General features: G+C 64.0%; 16 protein-coding genes. 10 read left to right on the forward strand and 6 right to left on the reverse strand.

Features of this window, described 5'->3' with window-relative positions; all coding sequences use genetic code 11:
• Positions 1–58: 58 nt before the first annotated feature.
• From HWX53_RS22035 to HWX53_RS22045, 3 genes are all read left to right on the forward strand, one after another.
• Positions 59–739, forward strand: a complete 681-nt coding sequence (locus tag HWX53_RS22035) for a 2-hydroxychromene-2-carboxylate isomerase (protein WP_175944813.1) — start codon at positions 59–61, stop codon at positions 737–739.
• 182 nt (positions 740–921) lie between these two features.
• The gene (locus HWX53_RS22040; RefSeq protein ID WP_175944815.1) at positions 922–1,890 is read left to right on the forward strand and encodes a LysR family transcriptional regulator; all 969 of its coding nucleotides are present in this window, start codon (positions 922–924) and stop codon (positions 1,888–1,890) included.
• Between the two features lie 12 nt (positions 1,891–1,902).
• Positions 1,903–2,820 (forward strand): AraC family transcriptional regulator, encoded by a 918-nt coding sequence (locus tag HWX53_RS22045; protein ID WP_175944817.1) that lies wholly within the window; start codon positions 1,903–1,905, stop codon positions 2,818–2,820.
• A 57-nt stretch (positions 2,821–2,877) separates the two neighbouring features.
• Here HWX53_RS22045 and HWX53_RS22050 read toward each other — a convergent pair whose 3' ends face one another.
• The 4 genes from HWX53_RS22050 to xdhA all read right to left on the reverse strand — a co-directional run bounded on the left by HWX53_RS22050 (position 2,878) and on the right by xdhA (position 8,919).
• Positions 2,878–4,272, reverse strand: coding sequence for a DUF4236 domain-containing protein (locus tag HWX53_RS22050; RefSeq protein WP_175944819.1), 1,395 nt, complete (start codon positions 4,270–4,272; stop codon positions 2,878–2,880).
• 251 nt (positions 4,273–4,523) lie between these two features.
• Complete coding sequence (gene xdhC, locus HWX53_RS22055) at positions 4,524–5,030, reverse strand: xanthine dehydrogenase accessory protein XdhC (protein ID WP_175944821.1); 507 nt, start codon at positions 5,028–5,030, stop codon at positions 4,524–4,526.
• Positions 5,027–7,390, reverse strand: coding sequence for a xanthine dehydrogenase molybdopterin binding subunit (xdhB, locus tag HWX53_RS22060; RefSeq protein WP_175944822.1), 2,364 nt, complete (start codon positions 7,388–7,390; stop codon positions 5,027–5,029). Before xdhB ends, xdhC begins: the two co-directional genes overlap by 4 nt.
• 14 nt (positions 7,391–7,404) lie before the next feature.
• Positions 7,405–8,919: a xanthine dehydrogenase small subunit gene (gene xdhA, locus HWX53_RS22065; RefSeq protein WP_175944824.1), complete on the reverse strand. Its 1,515-nt coding sequence runs from the start codon at positions 8,917–8,919 to the stop codon at positions 7,405–7,407.
• Positions 8,920–9,257: 338 nt separating this feature from the next.
• Between xdhA and HWX53_RS22070 the strand changes: the two genes are divergently transcribed.
• From HWX53_RS22070 to HWX53_RS22100, 7 genes are all read left to right on the forward strand, one after another.
• Positions 9,258–10,478: an MFS transporter gene (locus HWX53_RS22070; protein ID WP_175944826.1), complete on the forward strand. Its 1,221-nt coding sequence runs from the start codon at positions 9,258–9,260 to the stop codon at positions 10,476–10,478.
• A gap of 112 nt (positions 10,479–10,590) precedes the next feature.
• Positions 10,591–11,337 (forward strand): GntR family transcriptional regulator, encoded by a 747-nt coding sequence (locus HWX53_RS22075; RefSeq protein WP_175944828.1) that lies wholly within the window; start codon positions 10,591–10,593, stop codon positions 11,335–11,337.
• A 14-nt stretch (positions 11,338–11,351) separates the two neighbouring features.
• Positions 11,352–12,785 carry a multidrug transporter subunit MdtD gene (gene mdtD, locus HWX53_RS22080; protein WP_175944830.1) on the forward strand — a complete coding sequence of 478 codons (1,434 nt, stop codon included), beginning with the start codon at positions 11,352–11,354 and terminating at the stop codon, positions 12,783–12,785.
• 224 nt (positions 12,786–13,009) lie between these two features.
• Complete coding sequence (locus HWX53_RS22085; RefSeq protein ID WP_175944832.1) at positions 13,010–14,284, forward strand: EAL domain-containing protein; 1,275 nt, start codon at positions 13,010–13,012, stop codon at positions 14,282–14,284.
• A 229-nt stretch (positions 14,285–14,513) separates the two neighbouring features.
• Positions 14,514–15,935 carry a UbiA family prenyltransferase gene (locus HWX53_RS22090; RefSeq protein ID WP_175944833.1) on the forward strand — a complete coding sequence of 474 codons (1,422 nt, stop codon included), beginning with the start codon at positions 14,514–14,516 and terminating at the stop codon, positions 15,933–15,935.
• Between the two features lie 21 nt (positions 15,936–15,956).
• Complete coding sequence (locus HWX53_RS22095) at positions 15,957–16,319, forward strand: SMR family transporter (protein WP_175944835.1); 363 nt, start codon at positions 15,957–15,959, stop codon at positions 16,317–16,319.
• A 42-nt stretch (positions 16,320–16,361) separates the two neighbouring features.
• Positions 16,362–17,675, forward strand: a complete 1,314-nt coding sequence (locus HWX53_RS22100; protein WP_175944837.1) for a glycosyltransferase family 87 protein — start codon at positions 16,362–16,364, stop codon at positions 17,673–17,675.
• Between the two features lie 239 nt (positions 17,676–17,914).
• Here the strand turns inward: HWX53_RS22100 and HWX53_RS22105 are convergent, their stop codons facing one another.
• Complete coding sequence (locus tag HWX53_RS22105; protein ID WP_175944839.1) at positions 17,915–18,685, reverse strand: hypothetical protein; 771 nt, start codon at positions 18,683–18,685, stop codon at positions 17,915–17,917.
• Between the two features lie 212 nt (positions 18,686–18,897).
• The gene (locus tag HWX53_RS22110; RefSeq protein ID WP_208454810.1) at positions 18,898–20,577 is read right to left on the reverse strand and encodes a DUF6798 domain-containing protein; all 1,680 of its coding nucleotides are present in this window, start codon (positions 20,575–20,577) and stop codon (positions 18,898–18,900) included.
• Between the last annotated feature and the right edge of the window lie 373 nt (positions 20,578–20,950).

Raw genomic sequence — 20,950 nt, forward strand, 5'->3', positions numbered from 1 at the left:
AACACGTAGAGCGAACGACGAGGCCAGCGCGAGCGCGCCAAAAGCAAGGAGAAACGACATGAGTGCCCCGCATTCGACCGCCGACGGTCGCCCGTACTTTTTTTTCGACTTCATCTCGCCGTTCTCGTATCTGCTCTTGGAGCAGCACGACAAATGGCCCGACATGCCGTTCGAATTCGTGCCCGTGCAACTGCTGAAGCTCCTCGACCGCTGGAAGCAGCCGCACGCGGCCACCATTCCGTCCAAGCGCGTGTTCACGTATCGCCACGCGCTCTTTCGGGCCGAACAACTCGGCATTCCGTTCCGCATGCCGCCCGCGCATCCGTTCGATCCGGTGAAGGCGCTGCGGCTCGCCGTGCTCGCAAACGGCGACATGACGCGCGTGCGCGACATTTTTCGCTTCATCTGGCGCGAAGGGCGCGATCCATCGTCGCCCGATGGCTTTCGCGCGCTCTGCGAATACGTGGGCATGCCGGAGGCGGAATCGCGCATCGACGACGAGGACGTGAAGGCGAGGCTGCGCGACAACAATGACCGCGCCGTCGCGATGGGCGTGTTCGGCGTGCCGACCTTCGTCGTGAACGATCAGATCTTCTGGGGCGAGGACACGCTGCCGATGGTGCTCTACGTCGCGCGCTCGCCGAACTGGCTGGAGGCGGCCGAGGTCAAGCGCATCAGCACGTTGCCGATAGCCCGTCCGGAAGCCGATCCCGGCGACACGACGGCAGTCGGCGGCTGAACCACGGCGAACGCGTTCGCGACCGTCGCCTATGCCGCGCCTATGCCGCGCATAGGGCATGCGCTATGGCGTCAAAAATCGGAACAGGGTTAACTTCGGTTGCGGCCGTGCGCCGCGCCGTCCGTTTTTAACCGTTGCCGCACCCGACACGGCGCTTCGGCCTCCGGTCCCACGCAAAGCCCATGAACGAACCCGCCGATTCCCTCGACATCTGGCTCATCCGCGTCCTGCGCACGCTGCTGCTGGAGCGCAGCGTCACGCAGACCGCCCAGCGCCTGAACCAGACGCAGCCGGCCATCAGCACGGCGCTGCGCCGCCTGCGCGAAATCCTGAACGATCCGATTCTCGTGCGCGGCAAGCAAGGCATGGTGCCGACCGAATACGGCGAGACGCTGCTCGCGCCCGCGCAGCGCGCGCTGCGCGAGGTGGAGTTCGTCGCGACGCCGCACGGCGATTTCGATCCCGCCCATTCGCGCCGCACCTTCCGGCTCGCCGCGCCGGACTATCTGAACGATTTCTTCATGCCGACGCTCGTGGCCGCGTTTCGCGACGCCGCGCCCCATGCGCGTCTCGAAATCGAATCCCTGAACCCGATGCGCGACCACGAACGCGCGCTCGACGAAGGCGAGATCGACTTGATGGTCGCCAACTGGACGAAGCCCGAGCCGCGCTTCGAGCGACAGGACCTCTTCTCCGACGTGTTCGTCTGCCTGATGCGCGCGAACCATCCGCTCGCGCGCGAGCCGCTGACGGTGGAACGCTATGCGCTCGCCGCGCACCTCGCGCCCACGCCGTACAGCGGCGCGAAGCGTCATCCGATCGATATCGGGCTCGCGCGGGCGGGCATCCGCCGAAGAATTGTCACGACGATTCCGTATTTTGGTCTCGTGCCGCAGGTGTTGTTGCAATCGGACCTGATCTTCACCGCGCCGCGCCGTTTCGCGCAACACTATGCCGCGATGCTTCCGCTCGCGGTGCTGGATTCGCCGGTGCCGTTTCCGCGCATCAAGTGCTATCGGCTGTCGCAGCCGCAGTCGGATCAATCGACCGATGTGGCGTGGCTCTGCGCGTTGATGTCGCGCGTGTCGGACTCGCTCATCGGCCGAAAGACCGCGCCGGTGCATGAGTCCGCTGCGGCCGTCGCCAAATAACGTGCTCACGACATGGACGCTCTCGACCGCTTGATTCAACTCGCGCAGCTTTCCGGCGCGCTTGATTTGCGTTGTCTTTTGCGCGGCCCGCTCGAAGTGGATCACGCGCCCGCGCCGGCCGGCGAGGCGGCGTATCACGTCGTCCTGGACGGCGCGTGCACGGTGGCGCGCAAGGGCCATGCGCCGATCGACCTGAAAGCGGGCGATATTCTCTTTCTGCCGCGCGGCGACGCACACGTGCTTCACGTCGCGGGTGGCGACACACGCGGCGGCGACATGCAGACGCGCGACAACGGCGCGGTCACGGTGCGCAGCAATTGCGGCGAAGCGCAGCCGGCGGTGGATCTGCTGTGCGGGCGCTTCACGTATGCGCCGCGCGCGCTTCTCATCGACGTGTTGCCGGACGCGGTGCACGTGTCGTTCACGCGCGCGTCCGCGCCGTATCTGGGGCCGCTCGTCGCGGCGATGCGTCGCGAGGCGGAGGAAGCGCAGCTCGGCGCGCCGTCGATCGTGGCGGCGCTTTCCACCGCTCTGTTCGCGATGGTCTTGCGCGCGTGGCTGGCCGAGCAGCCGTCGCTTTCGGGCGTGCTCGCGCTGTTGGCGCACCGGCGGCTGGGCGCGTCCGTGATCGCGATGCTCGAACGCCCCGCCGATCCGTGGACGCTCGACATGCTCGCGAAGGAAGCGGCGATGTCGCGCGCCACGTTCATGCGCGCGTTCTCGGCGCATTCGGAAAGCTCGCCGCTCGCGCTGTTAGGCCATGTGCGCATGCAGCTCGCGAGCACCATGCTCACGCACACCAAGAAGAGCATCGCGGATGTCGCGGCGAACGTCGGCTATCAGTCGGAAGCGGCGTTCAGCAAGCGGTTCAAGGAAGTGTATGGCGTCGCGCCGGGAAAGTTTCGGGCGGAGCGGGGGTTTGGGGCGTGAGGGGTGAGCCACTGAACACGTTCGACGCTCATGGCACGCGCGCCCCCGTAACGTGTATCACAATCCGTTCAGCGTCAGCCAGGCTGCTAACGGGGTCGAGGCAACGGGCATGTCAGTCCATGAGAATGCGTGGCCGACACTTTTTCCCGAGGGCTGATCAGGAGTAGTCGCGTAGATCAGGTCCCCCTTCCCCGTGGCGGCGCTGATTGCGAAAGCCGCGATATCGGTGTTGCAAGAATGCGCTTTGCAGCCCTCTGCGAAGTAATAGCCATCCTTCAATTGAATGCCTTTTGAGTCGCTGAGAGCGAGGCGATCCGAGAATCTTTTCCATTCCATGCGCGGAACGTGGTTGAACGCTGCGCGGAAACGCTGATCCTTGACCGCCTCCCATGGCTGTTTTCCGACCAACCAGGCGAAGTCGGGGACGGCGTCAGGCGTTGATGAATTGCCCTGCGCAACCGATGCCGCCGCGCTTTGCGTGACCTCTTCAGAGACGCCAGGCGCCGGCGCAACCAATACGCCATTCATCGTCCGAAAACCAAGTGTCGCAGTCGACATAACGCACATGACGACAGCGAGCACGATGGCATTGAACCGTGCATTGTCTACGCGAACGGGAGCAGTGGGTCGCTGAGAGATTTCCTCGGTGAGAAGCGAATCGAACTCCGCATCTGCCGCTTCAATTTGAGAACGCAGATATCGCTTCTTCTTTTCGAAGGCGCTCAGTTTTTGCCATCCGTGACCCATTGCGACTGCTAGGACAACGAATCCGATTGCGTAGGCGCCTGCATAAAGGAATCCGCATCCGATTAGCCCCAGACAGAACGCGCCGAAGAAGTTCGGCGACGCCGGCCAACTACCGATGCTTCGCTCCAGCGATACAGCCGCCACCTCCAATGCGCCGCGCTCCCCGCGCGCCTGCTCGCATCGGGATTCGATCTCATAGAGCGCGGCCATCGCCTTCTGTTTCTCGGCAAGCGATATCGACCCAATGTCGTCAGCGAGCCGGATTGCTTTACTCGTGGTCTCAAATTGCGGCGATAGTCGTTCGAAGAATTCCTGATGCGCTTCGAGTGTCAATGCTTCTGTCAGCTCCTGCGGGGAAACAAACACACCGTGCGAAAGAAAATACTGATGGAGCGCAACCCTCGTGCGCTGTTGCACTAATTGCACGAAATCGCGGGTAGTCCGCTCACGTTTGGAGAGCGATTCCGAAAATCCGGCATTCACATGCTCGACCACGGCAAAAGCAGCTTTGTCCGGCTTATGCCTCGTTTGACTCTTGATATTGCGGGTGTAGCTGATACCCGTTCCAGGGATGCTGGCTGTTAGCCGCCCCCTCGTGTTGTACGTGAATCCCTTGGCACTGAAAGAGGTGCTAATTCCGCGCCGACTGAGATTGACTCGTACTCCCGGCAAGATCTTTATGCTCTTTCTAAAGCTGAACCCCATCTTTGCTCTCCCAAATCACCCGTCGCGCTGCGTTCCAGCTACTACCGACACCCGTCGTAGATGCACGACGCGAGTTGGTATGGGCGATATCATAAGGACGGCAGAGTAAGGTAGACAGAAGATATATCTTAATTCGGCCTCTACTTCCATAATGGCGTCGCTTTACGTGTTGGCTTTTCTCCTGTATGTGCAAATGCCGGATGGAAGGCAGCTACGGGCAATCACGTCTGAGGCTCGCACCGAAAAAGGCTTCAAGCTAAATCTTTTGACTTCTCCGGCTTTTGCGCGACCGACCGCGCCTGCCCTTCCCGCACCCGCAACACCTGCGCCGCGACCGCCAGCGCAATCGACGCCGGCGCTTTATCCACGATTCCTTCGACGCCGATCGGGCACGTCATCTCGACGAGCCGTTCTGCGGCCAACCCGCGCTCCACCAATCGCCGCTCGAACTTCACGCGCTTCGTCTTCGAGCCGATGAGCCCGAAGTACGCGAAGTCGTCGCGCCGCATGATGCGCTGCGTGAGCGCGAAGTCGAGCGAATGATCGTGCGTCATCACGATGAAATACGCCCCGGCGGGCGCTTCATCGACGATGGCGTCCGGCAGATCCGTCGCTTCGATCTGCACGTTCGCGGGCACTTCGTCGGGGAAAAGCTCGTCGCGCGCATCGACCCATTGGACGACGCACGGCAGCGTGCCCAGCACCTTCACGAGCGCATGGCCGACGTGGCCCGCGCCGAACACGACGACATGCATCATGACCGCGCGCTCCTCACCGCATTGACCGCGCGCAGAATCTCCTCGGACGTCGCGGGCGCGTTCAGCGGCGGATTCACCTTGTGTTCGCCGACCGCGGAGACTGCATCGCGGATCGCGAAGAACACCGAAAACGGCAGCAGCAGCGGCGGCTCGCCCACCGCCTTCGAGCGATGAATGCTGTCTTCCGCGTTGCGGTTCTTGAAGAGCGACACGCGGAAATCGGCGGGCATGTCGTTGACCGTCGGGATCTTGTAGGTCGACGGCGCGTGCGTCATCAGCTTGCCGTCCTTGTTCCACCAGAGTTCTTCCGTCGTGAGCCAGCCCATGCCTTGCACGAACGCGCCCTCCACTTGCCCGATGTCGAGCGCCGGATTCAGCGACGCGCCCACGTCATGCAGCGCATCCGCGCGCAGCACGCGCATTTCGCCGGTGAGCGTGTCGATCACTACTTCCGACACCGCCGCGCCGTAGGAGTAATAGAAGAACGGGCGGCCCTGCATCGTCGCCTGATCCCAGTAGAGCTTGGGCGTCGCGTAGAAGCCGTCGGACCACAGTTGCACGCGCGCGAGATACGCCTTCGCGACGACTTCGCCGAATGGAATCGCGTCTTCGCCGACGATCACGCAGTCGTTGGCAAAGCGCACGCTCGCCGCCGGCACCGTGCCCGCGCCGAACTTCTCCGCCGCGAATGTCGCGAGCCGCTCGCGCAACTGGCGCGCGGCGTGCTGCGCGGCCTTGCCGTTCAAATCCGTTCCGGTCGATGCCGCCGTCGCCGACGTATTCGCCACCTTGCTCGTGTCCGTCGCCGTCACGCGCACGCGGCCGAAGTCGATGCCGAGTTCATGCGCGACGACTTGCGCCACCTTCGTGTTCAGCCCCTGGCCCATTTCCGTGCCGCCGTGGTTCACGAGAATCGAGCCATCGGTGTAGATATGGACCAGCGCGCCGGCCTGATTGAAGTGCGTGACGTTGAACGCGATGCCGAATTTCACGGGCGTGAGCGCCAGTCCCTTCTTCAGAATCTCGTTGTTCGCGTTGAACTCGCGCACGGCTTCGCGGCGGCGGCGATAGTCGCTCGTCGCGGCCAGTTCGGCGATCAGCTCGTGCAGCACGTTGTCCTCGACCGTCTGGCCATACGGCGTGCGGTTGTTCTCCGTCTTGCCGTAGAGATTCGCGATGCGGACATCGAGCGGATCGCGGCCCACCGAACGCGCGATGTTGTCCATGATGTACTCGATCGCGAACGCGCCCTGCGGCCCGCCGAAGCCGCGAAACGCGGTGTTCGACTGCGTGTTGGTCTTCCCGCAATAGCCTTCGATGGCGACGTTCGGCAGCCAGTACGCGTTGTCGAAGTGACAGACGGCGCGCGTCATCACCGGGCCTGAGAGATCGGCGGAAAAGCCGCAGCGCGAAGTCATGTCGACGGCGACACCCTCGATCACGCCTTCGTCGTCATAGCCCACTTCGAAGTCGTACACGAAGTCGTGGCGCTTGCCGGTAATCATCATGTCGTCGTCGCGGTCGGGGCGCAGCTTCACCGGACACAGCAGCTTCCACGCCGCGAGCGACGCGCAGCACGCGAAGATGCCCGACTGCGATTCCTTGCCCCCGAATCCGCCGCCCATGCGCCGGCATTCGACGAGCACGTTGTGCGAATGCACGCCGAGCACATGCGCGACGAGATGCTGCATTTCCGTCGGATGCTGCGTCGAGCAGTAGACGTGCATGCCGTCATCGTCCTTCGGCACCGCGTACGCAATCTGGCCTTCGAGATAGAACTGCTCCTGGCCGCCGAGCTTCATCGCGCCGCGTTCGTGATGCGCGGCCTTCGCCATCGCGCCGTCTGCATCGCCGCGCGCGAGCTTCAGCGGATTGAGCACGTACGATTCGGCGCGGCGCGCATCCTCCGCCGTGAGCACGGCGGGCAAGTCTTCGAATTCGATCGACGCGCGCCGCGCCGCGAGCCGCGCCGTATCGTGCGACGTCGCGACCACGATGAACATCGGCTGGCCGACGTACTGCACCACACCCGGCGCGAGAACCGGATCGTCGTGGATGATCGGGCCGCAGTCGTTCACGCCGGGAATGTCGTCGGCGGTGAAGACGGCGACCACGCCCGGCGTCGCGCGCACGGCGTCGAAGTTCATCGACACGATCTTCGCGTGCGCCTTCGGGCTCAGCCCGAGCGCGGCGTGCAGCGTGCCCGCGATGGGCGGAATGTCGTCGGTGTAGCTCGCGCGGCCGCTCACGTGCAGATGCGCGGATTCATGCGGCCGCGAGACGTGGACCTGCTTGAACGCGTCGGCGTCGTTGACGAGGGACTGCGCGTCGGCGAGAAAGGCTTCGGCTTGCTGATTCATGTTCGTGTGTGTCCTTATTTCGCTTCGACGAGTTCGATCGCGCGCACATCCAGCTTCGATTTCGAGAGCGGATTGTGCGGGCGGGTCTCAAGCCAGAAGCGGTACAGCAGGCTCTTCGCCGTCTCCAGCCGATAGCCGCTGCTCGCGCGCATGTCGGTGAGCGGCGCGTAGTCCTCGCCGAGCGCGCGCATCGCGGCCTGCGCCGTCGCTTCGTGCCACTGCGCATCGGCGAGCGCGGCTTCGGCGCGCGCGGCGCGCTTGGGCGTCGCGGCCATGCCGCCGAACGCAATGCGCGGCTCGCGGATCACGTCGCCATCCGCGATATACGCGAACGCGGCGCACACGGCGGAGATGTCGGAGTCGAAGCGTTTGGACAGCTTATAAGTCCGGAAGCGCAGATTCGCGCGTTTTCCCGTGCGCGTCGGCACGCGCACCGCCGCGACAAATTCATGCTCGGCCATGTCCTTCTTCTGATACGCGAGGTACAGGTCTTCGAGCGGCATTTCGCGCGTGCCGTCGATACTCGCCAGCACCACGCGCGCGTTCAGCGCGATGAGTCCAGGCATCGAATCGCCGATGGGCGAGCCGTTCGCCACGTTGCCGCCGAGCGTGCCCGCGTTGCGGATCGGCAGCGACGCGAACCGCAGCCACATTTCTTCCAGTTCGGGATAGGTCTTCGCGAGTTCCGCGTACGCGCGCTCGACGCTCACGCCCGCGCCGATCTCGATCCACTCGTCCGTCGTCTCGACGCGCCTGAACGCATCGATTTGCCCGACATAGACGATATCGCCAATATCGCGCAATTGCTTCGTCACCCACAGGCCGACGTCCGTGCTGCCCGCGAGAATGCGCGCGTCCGGCTTCTCGGCTTTAATCTTCGCGAGCGCCTCGACCGTGCGCGGCGCGTCGAACTGGCGGCCGGCGTGCTCGTAGTGGAACGTGTCGTCGCGGGTGATGCTGTCGAGCGTGCGCGCGAGCGACTGCACATCGACGGGCGCGAGCGGCGCGTGATCGAACATGCGCTCGGCCGCGTCGATAATCGGCCGGTAGCCCGTGCAGCGGCACAGGTTGCCGGTCAGCGCGTTGCTGATTTCCTCGCGCGAAGGCGTCGTGCGGTGCGCGCAGCCGGTGGTCGCGTGACCGTGCTTCTCGTAGAGCGCGAACATCGACATCGCGAAGCCCGGCGTGCAGAAGCCGCACTGCGATCCGTGGCAATCCACGAGCGCCTGCTGCACCGGATGCAGCGAGCCGTCGGGCTGGCGCAGGTCTTCGACGGTGAAAAGCGCGCGGCCATCGAGCGTTGGCAGGAACTGCACGCACGCGTTGACCGCCTTGAACGCGACGCCGCCCGCGCCGTCCGGCTCGCCGACGACGACCGTGCACGCGCCGCAATCGCCCTCGGCGCAGCCTTCCTTCGTGCCGGTGCATCGCGCGTCTTCGCGCAGATATTGAAGAACGGTGCGCGTGGGCGACGCGCCGCTCACTTCGCGGATCGCGTTGCGGTGATAAAAGCGGATCGGCTGGGTCATGACGAATGTCTCGCGGGGCTTCATGGCTTCTTGCTGGTTGCGCGGGGTGCGCAGCCGGTGGCGGAGAGGTTCGGCCGAGTATTTTCGGAATAGTCCGACCGCCTCGATGGTTCGAAAGCTATCACCGCCAAAATGCAGAACCCATAGCGCACATTGCATGTGCGACATATTCGCCCCGCGATAAGTCGCCAGCGCCTTGCCGGACAAGGCTTTCGGCGATCCGGCACGACCGTGCTTCCGGCGAATTTGACCCATTTGGTTAAAAAAGGCTGCGACGCTGCGCCGCAACATATGGGAGAATCACGCCTTCGCGCCGAATTCAAGTCCGCACTTTCCCTATGTCTACCCAGCCCCGCACCGCCGCCGCGCCGCAAGGCGATTTCGCCGTCACTCTACGGATCGTTTCGGTCGTGCTGTACACGTTCCTCTGCTATCTGACGATCGGCATTCCGCTCGCGGTGCTGCCGGGCTTCGTGCATACGGATTTGGGCTACGGCTCGGTGATGGCGGGCGCGGCGATCAGCGTCCAATACTTCGCCACGCTGCTGTCGCGACCGCTCGCGGGCCGCACCGCCGACACGCTCGGCCCGAAGAAAACGGTGCTCTACGGGCTGGCCGCCTGCGCGGCGAGCGGCGTGCTGCTGCTGTGCTCGGCACTCGCGGCGCAATGGCACGCGGTGAGCCTCGTGCTGCTCGTGATCGCGCGGCTCGTGCTCGGCTTCGGCGAAAGCTGGGTCGGCACGGGATCGATTACCTGGGGCATCGGGCGCGTGGGCGTCGCGCACAACGCGAAGGTGATTTCGTGGAACGGCATCGCGACGTACGGCGCGCTTGCGATCGGCGCGCCGCTCGGCGTCGCCATCGATCATTCGCTCGGCTTCGCGTCGCTCGGCTTCATCGTGATCGCGCTCGGCGGCATCGGCTACTGGCTCGCGGCGCGCATGGCGAGCGTGCCTGTCGTTCACGGCGAGCGGATGTCGTACCGCAGCGTCTTTTTCCGCGTGCTGCCGCATGGACTCGGACTCGCGCTCGGCTCGGCGGGCTTCGGGTCGATCGCGACGTTCATCACGCTTTTCTATGCCGCGCATCACTGGCCGAACGCGGCGCTTTCGCTTACGGTGTTCGGCACGACCTTCGTCGGCGCGCGCCTCCTGTTCGCCAACACGATCAAGGTCTATGGCGGCTTTCGCGTGGCCATCGTGTCGTTCGCCTTGGAATGCGCCGGCTTGCTGATGCTGTGGCTCTCCGCCGAGCCCACCTTCGCGCTGGCGGGCGCGGCGTTGACCGGATGCGGCTTCGCGCTCGTGTTTCCGGCGCTCGGCGTGGAAGCGGTCGGCCTCGTGCCGCCCGCGAGCCGCGGCGCGGCGCTCTCCGCGTACTCGGTGTTCCTCGACTTGTCGCTCGGCCTGACCGGGCCGCTCGCCGGCTATGTCGCAGGCGAATTCGGCTACGGCTCCGTGTTCCTGTTCGCGGCGCTGGCGGCGGCATCGGCGGTGGCGTTGTCGGTGGCGCTCTACATGCGCGGCGGGCGCGGCGTGGGCGGCCCGGCAACCGCGTGAACGGTCGATTCGCAAATCGCTCCACTCTCTCGTCCGAAAGAGCAGGCAAACGCCGGAAATTTTGCCCGCTCTTTGTCTTAAAATCGCCGCTTGGCCCCACAGCGTCCGATTTATGAACTCGACCACGGAAGACCGCTGGCGCGACTTGCGCCCGGACCCGGACAGCGACACTCCGCTCTATCTGCAACTCGCCCGCAAGCTCGCCAACGCCATTCACGACAACCGCTGGAACGCGGGCGAAGCGCTGCCGTCGGAGCGCGTGCTCTCGGAAGCGCTGGGCGTTTCGCGGATCACGTCGAGAAAGGCCATCGCGCTGCTGGTCGAGCAAGGGCTCATTCGACGCGAACAAGGCGCGGGCAGCTTCATCCGGCCGCGTTACGAAGACCCGCTCTCGCGTCTGTCGAGCTTCTCCGAAATGCTGCGCCGGCGCGGTTTCCAGCCGAGTTCGAAGTGGCTTTCGCGCACCATCGAGCCGGCCAATCGCGAAGAAGTGATTCAGCTCGGCCTCTCTCCCGCGGCCACGGTCGCGCGTTTGAAGCGCCTGCGTCTTGCCGACGACACTGTGATGGCCGTCGAAAACTCCACTTTTCCCGCCGCGCTGATTCCCGATCCGCTCGCCATCGGCGATTCGCTGTACAGCTATCTCGACACGCGCGGCCTCTCCATCGTGCGCGCGTTGCAGCACTTTCGCGCGGTGAACGCGAGCCCGGAGATTGCTGAACAGATGGGCATCGCGCCGCACGACGCGCTTTTGCTCATCACGCGCGTCGGCTACACGGCGGACCAGCGCGCGATCGAGCTGACCGATACCTACTGCCGCAACGACTACTACGACTTCGTCGCCGAGCTTCGCAAATAACGACGTCGCCCGCCATGACCGACACCGCCACAGTTCAGCCGTCCGACCGATCGCTCACCATCATGCTGTGGCTCGTCGCGACGGGCTTCTTCATGCAGACGCTCGACTCGACCATCGTCAACACCGCGCTGCCCGCGATGGCGCGAAGCCTCGGCGAAGCGCCGCTGCGCATGCAGGGCGTCGTGATCGCGTACTCACTGACCATGGCGATGATGATTCCGGTCTCCGGCTGGCTCGCGGACAAGCTCGGCACGCGGCGCGTGTTTTTCAGCGCGATTCTGATCTTCACCATCGGCTCGCTGTTGTGCGCGAAGGCGCAGTCGCTCACCGGGCTCGTCGCGTTTCGCGTGGTGCAGGGCGTGGGCGGCGCGATGCTGCTGCCGGTCGGCCGGCTCGCCGTGCTGCGCGTCTTTCCGGCGGAACGCTATCTCTCGGCGCTCGCGTTCGTCGCGATTCCGGGGCTCATCGGACCGCTCATCGGTCCAACGCTCGGCGGCTGGCTCGTGCAGATCGCGTCGTGGCACTGGATCTTCCTGATCAACGTTCCGGTCGGCGTGATCGGCTGCATCGCGACGAATCTGTACATGCCCGACAGCCGCAATCCCGCGACCGCGCGCTTCGATCTCGCGGGCTATCTGCTGCTCGCGGTCGGCATGGTGGCGCTGACCATTTCGCTCGACGGTCTCGCCGATCTCGGCCTTCAACACGCCATCGTGCTCGTATTGCTGATTCTGAGCGTCGGCTGCTTCGTCGCTTACGGGCTGCACGCGACGCGCGCCGCGCAACCCATCTTCTCGCTCGATCTCTTCAAGATTCACACGTTCAGCGTCGGCCTGCTCGGCAATCTGTTCGCGCGTATCGGCAGCGGCGCGATGCCGTATCTCATTCCGCTCCTGCTGCAAGTGAGCCTCGGCTATACGCCGTTTCAGGCGGGCATGATGATGCTGCCCGTCGCCGCCGCCGGCATGGCGAGCAAGCGGCTCGTCACGCGGCTGATCGAGCGCGTCGGTTATCGGCGCGTGCTGGTGACGAACACCGTGCTCGTCGGGCTGATGATGGCGAGCTTCGCGCTCACGAGCGCGCATCAGCCGCTATGGCTGCGGCTCGTGCAACTGGCCGCGTTCGGCGCCGTCAATTCGATGCAGTTCACCGCGATGAACACGCTCACGCTGAAGGACCTCGGCACCGGCGGCGCGAGCAGCGGCAACAGCTTGTTTTCGCTCGTGCAGATGCTGTCGATGAGTCTCGGCGTGACCGTCGCGGGCGCGATTCTCTCGACGTTCACCGGGCTCCTTCCGCGCGTCACCGAAACGAATTCGCTGCCTGCGTTCCACGCGACCTTCCTGTGCGTGGGCGTCATCACGGCGGCGACCGCTTGGATCTTCGGGCAACTCGCGCCGGAAGTGCGCGGCGCGCGCAAGAAGCCGGACCCGTCGGAAGCCAACTGAGCGATTGCGCTCCCCATCGCGACGTCGCGCAGCACCGCAGTGGTGCGCACGGCACCGCGACGCGACGCCCGACGTCATCTCGACCCGCAATAAGCGGACGAATGCACGCGCCCCACTGCGCAAACCCGCGCCGATGCTCGATTCGCATGCTTCTTGCTCGAATGATCGGATGCGATCTTGTAAACTGCCCCTATCTCATAAAGCCGATCGACGCCCGTTAGACCATGAGCATGGTTGATCTCGACCCTCCCCGCTTCCAGCCGCCGCGCCCTGTTGCCGGCGACGACGGCTCGCGTCGCACCGTGCTGTATGGCGAATACACCGTTTTCAGCGTGTTTCAGCCGGTGTTTTCGGTGTCGCACCGGCGGGCGATCGGCTATCACGCGTCGCTGCGGGCGCGCGACGAGACGCATCGGCATGTGCCGTCGCACGAGGTCTTCACGCAGGCGGCGCGGCGCGGCGACTTGCTAGAACTCGGCCGGCTCGCCGAATCGCTGCATCTCGGCAACTTCAATGCGTTCGACAGCCACGACGAATGGCTTTTCCTGAGCCTTCACCCGGCCGCGCTGATGGACACGAGCTACGGCGACGCGCTGCTCGCCGCCCTGAAGGACATCGGCCTGCCGCCGCAGCGCGTGGTGCTCGAAGTGCCCGAGCAGGCGGGCGGCGAGACGACGCGCTTTTCCGAGATCGTCGATTCGCTGCGCAAGTCGGGCTTTCTGATCGCGCTCGACGGCTTCGGCGTGAAGCATTCGAACATCGACCGCGTGTGGCAGTTGCGGCCCGATATCGTCTCGCTCGACCGCTGCATTCTTCAGCAGGCGACCGAGCATTCGCATATCGAGCGCGTGTTGCCGCGGCTGGTGTCGCTGCTTCACGAATCCGGCCAACTCGTGCTGATGGGCGGCCTCGCCACCGAACGCGACGCGCTGATCGCGCTCGAATGCAATGTCGATTTCGTGCAGGGCGCGTATTTCGCGCAGCCGAGCGTCGACGCCGTGCACAGCGAAGTCGCTGCAAAAACGATGGACGCGCTCTCGGCGGCATCGCGCGAACGGGTCGCGGCCCGCGAGCGCGCTCAGGCCGCGCGGCTCGAACCGTACGTGAGCGGACTGGAACGCGCCGCCGTCAAGCTGATGGAAGGCGAGGCGCTCGCCGCCGCCACGAGCGAATTGCTGCAACTGGCCGACACCGCGCGCTGTTTCCTGCTCGACCACGCGGGTCGGCAAATCGGCGACAACGTCGTGCCTGTGGTGCGGACGTCGCAGCGCGCGAAGCGCTTCAGCCCGCTGCTGCATTCGGAAGGCGCAAGCTGGGAACGCCGGCCTTATTTCATCGAGGCGCTGCGCGCGCCGGGGCGCGTGCATCTGACGGCACCCTATTTGTCGATCAACGAGGCGCACCTGTGCGTGACCGCGTCCATCGCGGCGCAAACGCCTTACGGGCTTCAGGTGCTGTGCGTCGACATCAACTGGGAAGGCGTGCCGAAGCGCCGCTGAGACCGTTTCTTCCATGCGGCGCTTACTTAATAGCGCCGCATCCGTCCCCGAAAGCAAGCGGTCCCAAACAATTCACAAAACCTAGGGAAACAGATACCGTACTGTCTCGGGCGCGCGACACGAGTGCCCTAACGCACAGAGCTAGAAAAAGAGCCCTCGTTATTCTGTACGCAAACGGTTCGGCGGCGCCCGCCCGAATCTCACGACGAATGATCGCAACGAGGAAATCATGGCCGAAGCTAGCGTTCCCCTGTGCGTCGATCTGGACGGCACGCTGACCGCCACCGATCTGCTGGTCGAATCGTTCCTCGTGCTCGTCAAGAAGAATCCGGTCTATATCCTCTACTGCTTTGTCTGGCTCTTGCGCGGCAAGGCGTACCTGAAGGCGCAGATCGCCGAGCGCGTGGCCATCGATGTGTCCGTGCTGCCGTATAACGCGCGTTTCGTCGAATATCTGCGGGAGCAGCGTCAATCGGGACGCGACCTTTATCTCTGCACCGCGTCGAACAAACAGTTCGCAGAACAGATCGCCAAGCACTTCGGCATCTTCACGGGCGTGCTTGCGAGCGATCACGCGCACAACCTCAAAGGCAGCCAAAAGGCCGGCGCGCTCACGAAGGAATTCGGCGCACACGGTTTCGATTACTGCGGCAACGCGCTCGCCGACGTGCCGGTCTGGAAGGCGTCGCGGCAGGCGATCGTCGTCGGCAATCGGCACATCGCGGCGGCGGCTGAAAGGGTGAACAAGACGATCGTCTTCTTCGAAGAAAAGCGCTCGCTCGTTCGCCTGACGCTCAAGGAAATGCGCGTGTACCAGTGGGTAAAAAACCTGCTGATTTTCGTGCCGCTGCTCGCGTCGCACCGCTTCACCGATCCGGCGATGCTGCTCGCCGAAACGCTCGCGTTCTTCTCGTTCAGCTTCTGCGCCTCCGCGGTGTATCTGCTGAACGACATGCTCGATCTCGACTCGGACCGTCGCCACGCCAAGAAGCGCAACCGGCCGTTCGCGTCGGGACAACTGCCGCTGACCTACGGCATGGCGCTCACGTTGACGCTGCTCGTCGCATCCGCCGCGCTTGCCGCGCAACTCGCGCCCAACTTTCAACTGGTGCTCGGCGGCTACTTCATCGTGACGCTCGCGTATTCGTTCAAGCTCAAGCGCCTGATGCTGGTGGATGTCTTCACGCTCGCCGCGCTTTATACGTCGCGCGTGATCGCGGGCGGCGCGGCGGCCGATATCCTGCTGTCGGACTGGCTCATCATGTTCTCGGTGCTCATCTTCCTGAGCCTCGCGATGGTCAAGCGTTACACGGAACTCGACGCGCTCTTGCGCGACGGCAAGGTGTCGGCGGCCGGGCGCGGCTACGTCACGCAGGATCTGGGCATTCTGCGTTCGTTCGGCACCGCGTCGGGGTATGTCGCCGTGTTGGTGCTGGCGCTGTATCTGAACTCGTCGGACGTGCGGCTGCTGTATCGGCATCCGCACGCGCTATGGGTGCTCTTCGGGCTCTTGCTGTACTGGGTGAGTCGCGTGTGGATGCTCGCGTTTCGCGGCGAAATGCACGACGACCCGATCGTCTACGCGATCAAGAACCGCCTGAGCCTGCTCGTCATCTGTCTATGCATCGCCACGATCGTCGCGGCGATCTAGCTCCAACCTGACCTGCGCTTCATGCAATACATCACGCTTCTTCTGAGCGGCACGTGCAGTGCGCTCGCGAGTATCCTGCTGCGTCTCGCGGGCACGCTGCCGGCGAGCGGCCACGCGCTCGTCTTCGGCATGGAGCCGCGCGCGCTCATCTACCGACTCGGGGCGATCGGCGCTTATGGCGCGGGCTTCGTGCTGTATGCGCTCGCGCTGCGGCGCGTGGAACTGAGCGTGGCGTATCCGCTGATGGTCGCGGTGACGATACTCGAAATCATGCTGTTCGGCGTGGTGCTCGGCGAAGCCATGTCGCTGCGCACGCTTGCCGGCGCCACGTTGTTGATCGCCAGTGTTCTGCTGCTTTACGCGCCCGCTCCGGCCACGGCCTGAGCCGCGCGAATATCAAAAAAAGATTCGTTTCGGGGAACTGTCATGCTCATCTCACGGACTGCCACGGGCAAGTCCGCGCCGAGCCTCGGCGCAATTTCGACGACGCTGATCGTCGTTGCACTAGCGATGATCGCGGCGCGCGTGCCGCACGTCTACGCGCAGTTCCGCGCCGATCCCGCGAACGCCTTCAGCGATTTCAACTACTACCTGTACGCGTTCACGACCGTGCTGCGCCATCCTGCCGATGCGACGGTGCTCTACGATCACGCGGGCCTCGTCGCGTTCATGCGCTCGATCGGCGCCCGCGATGCCGGCATGGACGTGTTCTATGCGTATCCGCCGCAATTCGCGTGGCTGTTCTCGCCGCTCGGCGCACTCTCGCCGCTCGCGGCGAAGGCCGTGTGGGTCGGCGGATCGCTCATGCTGTTCGCGCTGGGCGTCGCGATGGTCGCGAAGCTCGCGTATCGGGGCGCGGATCGCGGCGTCGTGCTGCTGATCGTCGCGCTCGCGCTCTTGAGCCGCCCTTTCTTCGACGATGTGTACTGGGGCCAGTCGAACGAGTTGCTGTTCTTCCTGCTCGCGGCGACGTTCTTCTTCATCGATCGCGGCAATCGCGGGCTCGCGGGCGTGTTTCTCGGCGTGGCGATCGCGCTGAAGGTGACGCCCATCGCCATTGCGGGTCTGCTGCTGTTGCGACGCGAATGGCGCACTGCCCTCTTCACCTTCGTGACGTCCGTCGTGCTGACCGCCATCACGGCGTGGGCGCTCGGTTTTCTTGCGATCTGGCATTACGTCGTATCCGACATGCCGCGCCTCAACACGCAGAACCTCATGCTCGGCGGCGCGCCGATCAACGTTGCGCTGCGCGGCGGCCTGCAAACGGTGATGGAGAGCGCCGGCCTCAGCGCGTCTCAGCCGATGCTCGGCGCGGTATGGATCGCCACCGCCTTGGTCGTCTGCACGCTGGGCGTGGTACTGGTGGCGCGGCGCCACGCGGACCGTCGCATCGACTTCGCGCTCGCCACGATGACGATGCTCGTCGCATCCCCGATGCTGGAGCCGGTGCATCTGGTCGTTGCGCTGATCCCGGTGTGCATTCTTTTCGGCACGGCATTCGAGCGGGCTGGCGCGCGGCCGTCGCGGGTCGCGCCGCGAGTCGAATTGCTGCTCGCGAGCCTGGCGATTGCGGTGATGGCGTTCGCGTCGCGCGGCGCGAGTTATACGGTCGCGGTATGGCTGCTGTACGCGCTGCTCGTCGCGCGATACTTCGCGACCGGCGGCGTCACGCGCTTTCGTTCGATTCCGGGCGCAGAAGATCGAAGGCCGCCAGCGCGAGCACACCCGACATCACGATGAGCGCGGCGGAGTGGCGTCCGAAGTAAAGCAGCGCGGCGGAAGTCCACGTCGCGACGCAGAGGGCAGCGAAGCGTTTCATGATGAAGCGGTGGTGCAGGGAGAGATCGCTATTTTATCGGGCGGGCGTGAATGAACGCATAAAACGGCCGCTTGCGGCGTTGCTGACGGCATCAGCTCGATTGCGTCAGCCGAGGCGCTGGTCTAGCGTGCACCGCCCCCGGCCCGCAACGACACCACTCTTACTGCGCCGCCAGATAAAACGCCTGGTCCCGCTGCGGCGTCACGCCGACCACGGTGAGCAAGCCGTTTACGACCGTCGCTTCGACGGGCATCGACACGTTGTTGAGACCGCACAACGCGCCGCTGAAATTCAGCGTGCCGTCGAGCAGATGCTTGCCGGTTGCGCGTGGCTTGAAGCTGCCCGAGAACGTGCATGCGCTCTGCGTGCCGTTGGCCGTGCCGTCGGCGGCGATGGTGATCGTCGAGACCGGGTTATAGCCCGCGCCGCTCGTCCACGTACGCGCGACATCGCTCAGGGCGAGCGGCGTGTCGTAGGTCGCGTTGTAGTTGCCGTTGAAGGCGGTGGCGGTCGTGTCAGGCGCAACGTAGAGACTCGTGGTGGCGGAAAGCGCGCTCTTCGTCGTGAAGTTGCCCGTCAGCGTGCCTGCGCGAATCGCGCCGAGGTTGTGGAAGCCGACCGTCGCTGAATCGGTGAGCGCGCCGTCGGTAGCCGTCATGATGCCTTCGATCATCCACACGAACGAGCCGCTCTGCGTGTAGATGCTGTAGTACTGCCCGTTTTCCAGCACGATGGTCTGCGCCGCGAACGACTGCGACGAATTCGCCGATCCGTACCAGAGGCCTTCGGGCAATGCGTGAGACGTCTTGGGAACACAGGATTTCGTCAGATTGCTGAGATCCGACACGCAGGTCTTGTCGTCGCCGCCGCCGCCGCCGCATGCGGCGAGGATGGGCAGAGCGAGCAGGCAGAGTTTCGATACGAGTTTCATGGCGAGTTCATTGTCTTCGGAGTGAGCACAGGCCGCCGCTCTCGACGGATGCCGACAATGAAATAACGGAACGTTACCGTGGAACTTTAGGACTCAGGACGCGCGAGCTCACGCTGGGAGAGTCGCGTGAAGGCGCCGCGTCGTTACAGCGCGCGCCATGCGGATGACAGCCGCGTCCTTAGTCCGGCCAAGCCACCCGACGCGGGCATCGCTCACTCACCCTCCTGATCATCCGACGAAAAGACGCAGAGTCTGCCCGACCGGTAGACCGGAACATGACTGCCCGCGACGCCGCAATCATCCACCACCATGCCGATAGCATTACTGCGCGCGTAAGCCATGCGTTCCGGCAGGCTTGCGGCGCCGAGACTGCTCACCATCCGCTGGTGCCAAGTGTGGTAGTAGCTGGGCAGCCATAGCGCCGCCGCGCCATATTTACCCATGATCCAAACCTGGCGATGCGACATCGTGGGAAACACCTCGCTGCCGATCAGCAAGTCTCTCATGCGCGACGGCGCTTCCGGCAGGGGGCTGCGCTCGTACAGCCGCATCACCGGCAAAAGGAAGACGGTATCAGGAGGCGTATTGGCTTTCGCCCATCCGGCCACGGCGAGCCAGTCCGCGCGCTTTGCGGCAGCGTCCGAAACGCGGCGATACTGCTTGACGATCTGCGCCACCGTTCCCGCGGTAGACAGCGTCAGCAGCAATGCCGCGACGATCGGGCTGGCGAGCCGCGCACCGGGTTGCCAGATCTTTCGCACGGCTAGCACAGGAAGCAGCATCGCAGCGCCCAAGGGGCTGACAACCACCGGACAAATCAGCAGAGGCGCCCATACAAAGCGATCCGCCTCGTTCGCCGAGGTCATCCATCGCGTGATGACGGCTGCGAGCGCAAGCCCGGCCAATATTTGCAGATACGTCGTCGAGCGCAGCAGATGAAGATTGAACAGCGTGGGCGACGTAGTGACCAGCGGTAGCAGCGCGCCGATCGCCCACGTTCCCAGCAACACACCCGTCAGCGCAAACATCAGCCGCGCCCGCTCTCGCGGCAACTGCGATGCCGAGACGAAGGCGGTCGCGATAACGACCGCAAAGCCGACGTATTGCCTGAGCGCTAAGTGCATCGCCAGAAAGTGATCGGGCCAATGCTCGAGCAAATACACGCGGAAATCGTAATCGGGCCTTTTGCCCAATTCGGGGTTGTGCGAAAGATTGACCAACACCGGAAGCGCCAGCACGACACACGCGAGCAAGCCGGGCCAACTTCTGCGCACGAGGCACCCAATGGATAGCGCTTGTTCTCGCCATTGCAACCAAACCATCGCCACCATGAGCGGCGCAAGCCAGACGGCCATGAAGATGTTGAGTGCGAATACGAGCCCTGCCACGGCCAGCGCCCAAGCATAACGGTGGCGCCACACGAGCGAGAGCGCAATCAGGCCCAAGCCGTTGCCGAGTTCCGAGTGGCTGAAAGAACTGATGGCGATTCCGCCTTCGCCAGCGAAAGATTCGCCGCGCAGCAAGCCGATGACCGCGCACAGCAGCATGAAAATCAGCGTCTGCGTTCGCCCCTTCAGCCCCAGAATGCCGATCCAGGAGCCGATGCCCGCGAAGAAAAGCAGTCGAGAAACAAACAGCCACGGAAGAAAGAACTTCAGCACATTGCTGTCGTCGGCGATGCCCACCTGAAGAAGCCAAAATCCGGAAGCGAAATAACGCAGCGACTGAATGAAGGCATCGTGCGCGAACTGCGGTTCGCGCCACAAGCCCTCCAGAATCGGCAAGTGGAAGATATTGTTACTGTCGATCGTGAAACCGGTGACTGCTATGGACAGCAGACTAAGTGCTGTCAACAAAGCCGCCCAACCGCGCCAACCGAGCGTCTCTTGCATGAATAGAGGCTCGGTACCGCTTTCTCTGCGGGTCGCATCGACTCGTTCGACCGGCGCGATCTTTCTCATTGCAGATAACGGCCGTCCTTGCGGACGTCGCCCAACTGCAAAACGGTGCCGACATTTTCTTTCGTCGCCGTATTGGAGTGCTGACACTTTTCCTGGCTGTCGAATGGAATCGTCATGGTTCGCGCCGTGTTGCACTTCTGGTAACGGAAGTTATCGCCTGGACAAAAAGAAATAACAAGGAATCAGTCGTTCGGATCTGCTTATCTGCGACTTCAGTGTTATGGAGAAAGCGAGGCGACCGAATTGTCGACGCTGCCGTTTATCTGCGCGACGTTCATTTAGCGGAATCACCGTGTTCATAGAC

Source organism: Caballeronia sp. BCC1704, assembly GCF_902833455.1.
Taxonomy (GTDB): Bacteria; Pseudomonadota; Gammaproteobacteria; order Burkholderiales; family Burkholderiaceae; genus Caballeronia.

Excerpts from the sequence above, each read along its gene's own strand:
- xdhA (WP_175944824.1), bottom strand. The coding sequence starts at position 8,919 with ATGACCCAGCCGATCCGCTTTTATCACCGCAACGCGATCCGCGAAGTG.
- mdtD (WP_175944830.1), top strand. The coding sequence starts at position 11,352 with ATGACCGACACCGCCACAGTTCAGCCGTCCGACCGATCGCTCACCATC.
- HWX53_RS22100 (WP_175944837.1), top strand. The coding sequence starts at position 16,362 with ATGCTCATCTCACGGACTGCCACGGGCAAGTCCGCGCCGAGCCTCGGC.
- xdhC (WP_175944821.1), bottom strand. The coding sequence starts at position 5,030 with ATGATGCATGTCGTCGTGTTCGGCGCGGGCCACGTCGGCCATGCGCTC.
- HWX53_RS22070 (WP_175944826.1), top strand. The coding sequence starts at position 9,258 with ATGTCTACCCAGCCCCGCACCGCCGCCGCGCCGCAAGGCGATTTCGCC.
- HWX53_RS22035 (WP_175944813.1), top strand. The coding sequence starts at position 59 with ATGAGTGCCCCGCATTCGACCGCCGACGGTCGCCCGTACTTTTTTTTC.
- HWX53_RS22090 (WP_175944833.1), top strand. The coding sequence starts at position 14,514 with ATGGCCGAAGCTAGCGTTCCCCTGTGCGTCGATCTGGACGGCACGCTG.
- HWX53_RS22085 (WP_175944832.1), top strand. The coding sequence starts at position 13,010 with ATGAGCATGGTTGATCTCGACCCTCCCCGCTTCCAGCCGCCGCGCCCT.
- xdhB (WP_175944822.1), bottom strand. The coding sequence starts at position 7,390 with ATGAATCAGCAAGCCGAAGCCTTTCTCGCCGACGCGCAGTCCCTCGTC.
- HWX53_RS22045 (WP_175944817.1), top strand. The coding sequence starts at position 1,903 with ATGGACGCTCTCGACCGCTTGATTCAACTCGCGCAGCTTTCCGGCGCG.
- HWX53_RS22110 (WP_208454810.1), bottom strand. The coding sequence starts at position 20,577 with ATGCAAGAGACGCTCGGTTGGCGCGGTTGGGCGGCTTTGTTGACAGCA.
- HWX53_RS22105 (WP_175944839.1), bottom strand. The coding sequence starts at position 18,685 with ATGAAACTCGTATCGAAACTCTGCCTGCTCGCTCTGCCCATCCTCGCC.
- HWX53_RS22050 (WP_175944819.1), bottom strand. The coding sequence starts at position 4,272 with ATGGGGTTCAGCTTTAGAAAGAGCATAAAGATCTTGCCGGGAGTACGA.
- HWX53_RS22095 (WP_175944835.1), top strand. The coding sequence starts at position 15,957 with ATGCAATACATCACGCTTCTTCTGAGCGGCACGTGCAGTGCGCTCGCG.
- HWX53_RS22075 (WP_175944828.1), top strand. The coding sequence starts at position 10,591 with ATGAACTCGACCACGGAAGACCGCTGGCGCGACTTGCGCCCGGACCCG.
- HWX53_RS22040 (WP_175944815.1), top strand. The coding sequence starts at position 922 with ATGAACGAACCCGCCGATTCCCTCGACATCTGGCTCATCCGCGTCCTG.